Here is a 6,871-nt window from a genome sequence, read left to right as displayed (position 1 = left end):
GGGCCGAAGACCTCGTCCATGACGCACCTGGCGCGGTGGACCTCGGTGTCGTCGAGGTGGACCCAGATGCTGCCATCGGGACTCAGCAGCTTCTTGAGCTGCAGCAGCCGGTCACGGAACATCGTGAGCCACACCGAGTGTTCGAGCGCGTCCTCGTAGTGGGTGAAGCTCTGCCCAGTGTTGAACGGCGGGTCGACGTAGATCAGCCGCACCTTGCAGACGTACTCCGGGGCGAACTCGGGCAGCTCGGTCAGCGCCCGGAGCGCCGCGAGCGCGTCACCCTGGACGACGAGGTTGTCGTCGGCACGGAGGGCACCCATCTCACCGACCGTCGCGCGGTCGCGCAGGAGGCGTACCTCGGCGACGCGACGGTCGGCCGGGTCGACCCAGTCGTAGCCGCCGTCGAGCCGGTCGATGAGGCGCAGGTGCTTGTTGGTCCAGGTCAGTTCGAGCCGACCCGCGGGCCCGTCGTACCCCATCCCGACTCGCTCCCTCGTGGCGGGCCGGACCCTACCCGAGCGCGCCTCACCGGCCTCTGCCGGACCGAACGGGGGCATCACACCTCGCCAGGCCGCTGCCGTTTCGACGGAACGAGAAGCTCGGGCAGACGACGCTTCAGGCTGAGCACGAGCAGTACCACCGTGACGGTCGCGTCGCGGTGTAGGAGCGCCCCGTCCGGGTGGAGCCGGACGGGGCAGGAACGACAGCTGTGAAGGAGCTGGAACCATGATGAACGCTACCGATGACCAGGGCACCTGCCAGGCCGAGGCCGACCCGGTGCCCTACACGCTGACCCTCGAGGGCCTGCGGGCGCTCAGGAAGGTCCCCGCCACGCCAGCGGCGCTGGTCGGGGAACGTGCGGAGGCGCGAGTGATGCTCGACGAGTTCCGGTCGCATCCTGCAACGCACCGGCCTGCACAACCTGCGGGACCTGGAGCAGCGTGCGGCCGCTCAGGGGCACTCCGTGAGTTGATCCGCTGGTTCCACGGACACCACACGCCCCGCACCGTCACCCCCGTGGAGCTGCTCGCACGTGCTGCAGGGGGGACCGGGCCCTACCTGATGGTCCCGGCGACGGCGTGCGTCCGCCAGCGGCACCGTGGGGGCCGGGTGATGGACGGTCTCGAGGAGCACCTGAAACGGCTGATCCGTGAGGTCGTGGTCGATGCCGTCCGGCACGTGATGGCCGAGGAGCGAACCTACGCTCCGACGGTGACCGAGCTCGGGGAGGCACTCCGGCCGGCCGAGGTCGCCACCCTGCTCGGCGTGCACCGCAACACCGTGTACGCCCTCGTCGACGCGGGAGACCTGCCCGCTGAACGTCCCACTGGTGGGCGGGCGCCGGTGATCTCTACCTCGACCTAGACAGGCTCATGGCCGCCGGTGGACCAAACGAGGTCGCTTTCACGTTCGCGCACGAGATCGGCCACCACGTCGCAGGCCCGTGCGAGTTCGCAGCCGACGCCATCGCACACGAGCTCGGCCACCGGTCGATCATGAGCCCTCGGACGGGCTGTAGGCACTGCCTCTGAGCTGAGGATGGTTCCTTCGGGTTGCACGGCCCGCCCGGCACGACGGCCCGGGCGCGCGACAAGGAAGGGAGGTGCCCGTGGACGAGGGGCTCGTGCTCCTGCTGGTAGCGGTGGTCTCGGGGGCTGCCGATGCCGCCAGGCCATCGAGGCTCTCGCCGAGCTGAAGGCCGCCGGCAGTGGGCCACCGCTACGGTCGCTCGCCAAGGCGAGGGTCGGGATGCCGTACGCACTCGAGCAGGGGATGACCTACCTCTCGCGGGCGCTCGGTCAGGTCGAGCTGCTCCGGGAGAGGTACGGCCGCGCACCGGTCGACGGGTCGCAACTCGCGGTCGAGCTCGCGGAGACCGCGGGACGGCGGCGGCAACACCTCATCGACGCCGTCAGCCTGGCGTGGCTCCGGCTCGTGACCGCCGAGGACCACCTGTAGGCGATCACGCTGCTGGTCGCCCAGCCGACAACGCTGTACGCCACGTACTCGCTCGCGAGGACCACGGCGGAGGTCGCAGCGCGGGCGTGGTGGCTGCTCGATCCGGACCTGACGGCCGAGCTGCGGGCTCGACGTGGCCTCGCAGAGCGTCTCGCCAGCCTGCAGGAGATCCGGCGTGTCGGCGCGGCCGCTGCGCACGAGCATGCAGACACACGGCGTGGGCCTCTCCTCAGCGCAGCGGGCCGGGAAGGACTTCATCCGAGGAAGGGTGACAACCCGCCGGACGTCACCGGCCTGCTGAACCGGCTGCTCGGCGAAGAGGGCCGCGTCGGCCAGACGGTCTACAGCTTGTTGTCGGCGTTCACCCACGGGACCGGGTACGCCCTCGAGCGGATGTTGCGTGCTGAGACTGCGCGGCCCACCGACGACGAACAGATAGTTGAGTTGCAGCTCGGCACGTCCGCCGGCACCGAAGCGGCGGTCGTCCTCATAGCACTGTTGCCATGGCACGACGCGCTACGGGCACAGTGCCAGCTGTACGGGTGGGATGACCGCCACTTGGCGGCGGAGCTGCTCTACGGCGCCAGCGAAGTGCGTAGGGTGATGGAGGCCTACACGGACGACGGCGCTACGCGGGACCAGCTGCGCATGGCTGGCGCGCCGCAGGAGGATCTCAACCAGCTGGAAGGGCCGTGAGTGGCGGACGGGCAGTCGGCGGCGCTGATCGCGTTCGGTTCGGCAGCGGCCGGCGCGACCCTGGGTGGTCTGCTCGCGATGTTCGGGAGCTGGGTCGCGGAGCGGCGGGCTGCGAAGCTGCGGCGACGTGAGCGGGTCGAGGATGACGTCCACTACGTCGACGACCGTGCCGGCCTGGTGGCCGGCAGCCTGATCGACCCCCAGGTCAACGTTGTCGCCCTCGACTCGGCTGCGAACCTGGACTACCAGCGGTACTACTCCACGCTGCGGCGGCTCGAGGTCAGCACGTGGGCAGTGCCTCGCAAGCGCCGTCGCGAGTTCGAGAAGCGGCTGGACCGCCTCATCCTCGTCACGACCCTCGCGTACGCCGAACCGGTCGGCAGCGGCAGGATGGCACCCAAGTCGCTCGTCCTCGAGGTGCTGGCCAACCGGCTCGGGCCGGCCTTCCATGGGGAGCGCGAGGAAGCACGCCGGCTCGCCGCAGCCAACCAGCTCGCACGCCGATGGTGGGGAGAACCCATCTACGAACCAGAGGAAGGCACCTAGACAGCGAGCCGGTGATCGCTGGCTCAGGCGATTTCGCGTCCGTCCGTGACCCTCTAGCTAGGGTCCGCGGCCTGCCGCTCGGACAAGGATGGGGAAGGGGGGCGCATGCCGAGGTCAGCTGCGCCCAGGCCGCCGCCGGACCTGCACACGAAAGGTGAGGTGAAGCGAGCTGGCGAGACGATCCGTGACTGGCTCCTGCTACCTGACCATGGCGACCACGACGTCCAGGAACTCCTCAGCGCGATCGACGTGGCCGAATGGTGGCGGGCACGTCATGCCGACGCGCTCGGCAAGGCGACCATGGGGTTGAGGTCTCGCTATCAGACCGTGGTGGGCCCGCCGCCCAGGGTCACGCAACGGCACAAGCGGATGGCCACGATCGTGGACAAGCTGCGTCGCGAGGGCGGCATGCGGCTGGACCGGATGCACGACATCGCAGGGTGCCGGGCAGTCGTCGACACCCTCGAAGACCAGCAGCGGCTCGTCGAGCGATACCGCGAACGCCCGCCACGGGAAGGCATCGTCAAGGAGTACGACTACGTCGATGATCCCAAGGATTCCGGGTACCGGGCGTTCCACATCGTTACGTGGCACGGGGGAATGCGCGTCGAGGTCCAGATCCGAACGCGGAGCCAGCACGCCTGGGCCGAGACCATGGAGGGGCTGGGTAGCTCGATTCGGGCAGACCTCAAGAGCAGTCTCGGACCTGAGACCGTCCTCAAGTTCATGGCCGCAGCAGCCGAGGCCATGGCCTACGAGGACCGCGGGGAACCCGTGCCGCGTGTACTCTCCAACCAGATCCGTGAGCTACGGGCGGCCGCTGACGAGGTCTTCGGAGGACGATGATGGCGAAGGGCACCCCGCTTCGGCACTTCCTGTTGGTCTTCGACCACACGAAGGGCGAGCTAATCGACCAGCGTGAGTTCACCCGTGTCGATGTCGCGCTTGGCGCCTACGGGAAGACGGAGCGGCAGTACGAAGCCAACGACCAGGTAGAGGTTGTTCTCGTCGGCTCCGACTCGATGGAGACGGTCAAGGTCACCCACGGGAACTACTTCGACGGCACAGTGGCTATCAGCAAGTACCTGGCCGGGCTGCCAACCTCGCGCTGAGGCCGAGGTCTTCCAACGAGTCCCACTGAGTTCAGGTAGCGGTCGAACTACGGGACGTGTAGGCGTTATGCCCTGGCGAGCGTCCTGCGGTACGAGGCTCGCGATCTCGGGGAACTGAACAGACGCAGCTGGATCTCGTCGAGCAGGAGGATCACGCCGGTCGAGTGCTCACGAGCGGCTTCACCGAGCGCGACCAGCAGATCGGTCGGATCGGCGTCAAGCATGCCGCTGTCGGCGGCCCCCTCGAGCAGGTTCTCGCAGCTCGATAAACTTCGGATATCTGGAAAACGGTACGTGCCGTTGCCGCCGCTGGTCGGCGGTGGTCGTCACGCTGTTGCGCCCCCTCAAGAGACGTTCGGCGAGTCCGTGACGGAGAACGATCCGCAGGCCGGCCACGACGACGCCGAGGTGGTACCGCTCTCCACCGGTGGGCGAGGCGACCACACCGCTGACGGCACGAGCGGCGCCCCCATCGACATCGGGGCCGGATCCATCGAGGATGAGCTCGCTGCCGCCTACCTCGAGGATGGCTACGAGGACGAGGACGCGTGGCTGGATGCCTGGGACGAGATCGCTCGCGAGGCAGGAGCGTTCCTCCGCGAGCACCTCGCCGAGCACCGACACTCACCATCACCGACCAGCATGCCGGAGGCGGGGGCCGGCCTGCACGACGCGCTCCTCGCTGGAGACCCCGACGCGACCTGGATGCGCCGCGCCGCGGGGGTCGCCGAGGACCTTCGTTGGCGCCCGGGAGGGGGCGCCATCGCGGAGGAGGATCTCCTCTACGACCTCGTCGCGGCGACGATCGAGCTCCGCGAGGACCCCGGCCTGTCCCCCGAGGACCAGGCCAGCTTGATGACCCTCGAGCACGTCGACTGGCTCGGGGCGATCGTCGAACTGGTCCGCCGCGGTCCCGGCACAGAGGCCGACGCCGACGCGCTCGTGCGTTACAGCTCGACGTGCCCCGAGATCGAGGACGACCCGGTCGACCCTGACGACGTGCCCGTGCTCGCTGCCGGCTTCGAGGTAGCGCTCCGCGGCTGGCGCGTCGCCGGCGTGGTCGACCGCGTCGACCGGTTCACCGACGTGGGTGTGTGGTTGCTGCCCCGCGCAGCCTGCTTCGCGTGGGGCACCGACTTCGACCACCCCAACGACGTCCCGTTCGCCGACGACCCCAGTGGGCAGGAGCCGGGTGCGCTGGATGGCGCTCGCATCGTCGCGGAGCTCGCCGAGTTCCACGACCTCGACGTGCGCGGTGCCGAGTCGTTGTCGCTGCTCATGACGATCCACCAGGGGGCGGTGCTGGGTGCCGGCGACGCGCTCGACGACCCCGGGGTTGCGGAGGCGGCCACCGCCGCGCTCGGCGAGCCGGGCGTGGCCGCGGCGTTCGCCACCGAGGCGCTCGGCATCGGCCGGCAGGCCGAGGACGCCGACGGGCTCGAACGGGTCGCCGAGATCGTGCTCCGCCACGCACGTGGCCGGCGGGCCGCCCCTGCGCACTACCAGCTCGCACGGGTCGCCGAGATCCGAGGTGAGCCGGAAGCTGCCCAGGCGGCGCTCGAACGAGCGCTGCAACTCGACGAGGATCTCGAACCGGCGCTCGAGGACGCCGCCTGGTACGCCGAGGACCGGGGCGAGCCGCGCGAGGTGCTGCGCCTCCTCCGCCGGCTCGGGGTGGACCACGACGACCCGCAGCGGGTCAGGATGGAGGCGCTCCTCGCCGGGTCGTCGCCGCCGTCCGGGACGCGACGCAACGACCCCTGTCCGTGCGGCTCGGGTCGGAAGTTCAAGGTCTGCTGCCTGCGCTCCCCCGGGTTGTCGGTCGCCGACCGGCTCGGGTTCGTGCTCGCCAAGCTCGACGTCTACGTCCGCAGGCCGGCCCAACGGGTCCACATCATGGGACTCGCGCTGACCGCGGCGGGTTCCGACGAGGACGCGATCGTCGCGCGCCTGTACGACCCGATGATCGGCCGCCTCGCCACCTTCGATGGTGGCCTGCTCGCCGGCTTCCTCCGCGACCGCGGACCGCTCCTCCCGGCCGAAGAGCGGCCCACGGTGACGGGTCGGTCGGACGTGCGCGCCGGCGCTTACGAGGTCATCGACATCACCCCAGGGGAGGGCTGACCCTGCTCGACCTGAGCAGCGACGCGCGGATCGCGGTCCGTGAGCGGACCGGCTCCCGGACGCTCACGGTCGGCACGACGTTGCTCACCCACCTCCTGCCGGTGGGCGAGGAGTGGCAGATGGGCGCCGCGATGCGCGTCGAGGAGGATCGGCGACGCAGCCTCGTCGACCTCCTCACCGACGATCCCTCGGCCGAGGCGATCGCGGCCTGGCTCGGCGAGACGCGCTCACCGGCACCAGACACCTCGGGTTGAGGCGCACCGGGCTGAGGCGCACCGGGCTGGGGCGAACGGGGCGCGGCGAACCGGGTCGGCTCGTCCACAGCTCCCCGCCCGGCCTCCCCCGGGGATCCGGGAGATGTCACAGGTGGGGTCTACGGTCGGCGGAGCCGACCGTTCGGGGGATCGATGCACCTGCTCCACCACGACACGATG

Annotated in this window: 10 protein-coding genes; 8 read left to right on the top strand and 2 right to left on the bottom strand. The window is 70.0% G+C overall.

Annotated features, from left to right (window positions below; translation table 11 throughout):
- On the bottom strand, positions 1 to 479 hold a 479-nt coding region (locus WEB03_RS14585; protein ID WP_368071648.1), incomplete at its 3' end, for a DNA methyltransferase.
- A 247-nt stretch (positions 480 to 726) separates the two neighbouring features.
- Between WEB03_RS14585 and WEB03_RS14580 the strand changes: the two genes are divergently transcribed.
- From WEB03_RS14580 to WEB03_RS14555, 6 genes are all read left to right on the top strand, one after another.
- Positions 727 to 1,365 (top strand): helix-turn-helix domain-containing protein, encoded by a 639-nt coding sequence (locus WEB03_RS14580; RefSeq protein ID WP_368071647.1) that lies wholly within the window; start codon positions 727 to 729, stop codon positions 1,363 to 1,365.
- Positions 1,366 to 1,749: 384 nt separating this feature from the next.
- The gene (locus WEB03_RS14575) at positions 1,750 to 1,959 is read left to right on the top strand and encodes a hypothetical protein (RefSeq protein ID WP_368071646.1); all 210 of its coding nucleotides are present in this window, start codon (positions 1,750 to 1,752) and stop codon (positions 1,957 to 1,959) included.
- 348 nt (positions 1,960 to 2,307) lie between these two features.
- Positions 2,308 to 2,655 (top strand): hypothetical protein, encoded by a 348-nt coding sequence (locus WEB03_RS14570; RefSeq protein ID WP_368071645.1) that lies wholly within the window; start codon positions 2,308 to 2,310, stop codon positions 2,653 to 2,655.
- Positions 2,656 to 3,201 carry a hypothetical protein gene (locus WEB03_RS14565; protein WP_368071644.1) on the top strand — a complete coding sequence of 182 codons (546 nt, stop codon included), beginning with the start codon at positions 2,656 to 2,658 and terminating at the stop codon, positions 3,199 to 3,201.
- Between the two features lie 159 nt (positions 3,202 to 3,360).
- Positions 3,361 to 4,047, top strand: coding sequence for a RelA/SpoT domain-containing protein (locus WEB03_RS14560; RefSeq protein ID WP_368071643.1), 687 nt, complete (start codon positions 3,361 to 3,363; stop codon positions 4,045 to 4,047).
- Entirely contained in the window at positions 4,047 to 4,313 is a 267-nt protein-coding gene (locus tag WEB03_RS14555; RefSeq protein WP_368071642.1) for a hypothetical protein, read from the top strand. Before WEB03_RS14560 ends, WEB03_RS14555 begins: the two co-directional genes overlap by 1 nt.
- Before the next feature lie 65 nt (positions 4,314 to 4,378).
- Here the strand turns inward: WEB03_RS14555 and WEB03_RS14550 are convergent, their stop codons facing one another.
- Positions 4,379 to 4,537 (bottom strand): hypothetical protein, encoded by a 159-nt coding sequence (locus WEB03_RS14550; protein WP_368071641.1) that lies wholly within the window; start codon positions 4,535 to 4,537, stop codon positions 4,379 to 4,381.
- 142 nt (positions 4,538 to 4,679) lie between these two features.
- Here WEB03_RS14550 and WEB03_RS14545 point away from each other — a divergent pair, with 142 nt between their 5' ends.
- Both WEB03_RS14545 and WEB03_RS14540 read left to right on the top strand, forming a co-directional pair.
- Complete coding sequence (locus WEB03_RS14545; RefSeq protein ID WP_368071640.1) at positions 4,680 to 6,437, top strand: SEC-C metal-binding domain-containing protein; 1,758 nt, start codon at positions 4,680 to 4,682, stop codon at positions 6,435 to 6,437.
- 80 nt (positions 6,438 to 6,517) lie between these two features.
- Positions 6,518 to 6,691 (top strand): hypothetical protein, encoded by a 174-nt coding sequence (locus WEB03_RS14540; RefSeq protein ID WP_368071639.1) that lies wholly within the window; start codon positions 6,518 to 6,520, stop codon positions 6,689 to 6,691.
- The last annotated feature ends 180 nt before the right edge of the window (positions 6,692 to 6,871 follow it).

This window comes from Nitriliruptor sp. (genome assembly GCF_040882075.1).
Classification (GTDB): Bacteria; Actinomycetota; Nitriliruptoria; order Nitriliruptorales; family Nitriliruptoraceae; genus Nitriliruptor.
The sequence above is the reverse complement of the archived record's forward strand: the minus strand, read 5'-3'. Positions and strand labels throughout refer to the sequence as shown.

Bases quoted from the DNA above. Each gene is read 5' to 3' on its own strand.
- WEB03_RS14580 (WP_368071647.1), top strand. From the start codon at position 727: ATGATGAACGCTACCGATGACCAGGGCACCTGCCAGGCCGAGGCCGAC.
- WEB03_RS14575 (WP_368071646.1), top strand. From the start codon at position 1,750: ATGCCGTACGCACTCGAGCAGGGGATGACCTACCTCTCGCGGGCGCTC.
- WEB03_RS14555 (WP_368071642.1), top strand. From the start codon at position 4,047: ATGGCGAAGGGCACCCCGCTTCGGCACTTCCTGTTGGTCTTCGACCAC.
- WEB03_RS14550 (WP_368071641.1), bottom strand. From the start codon at position 4,537: ATGCTTGACGCCGATCCGACCGATCTGCTGGTCGCGCTCGGTGAAGCC.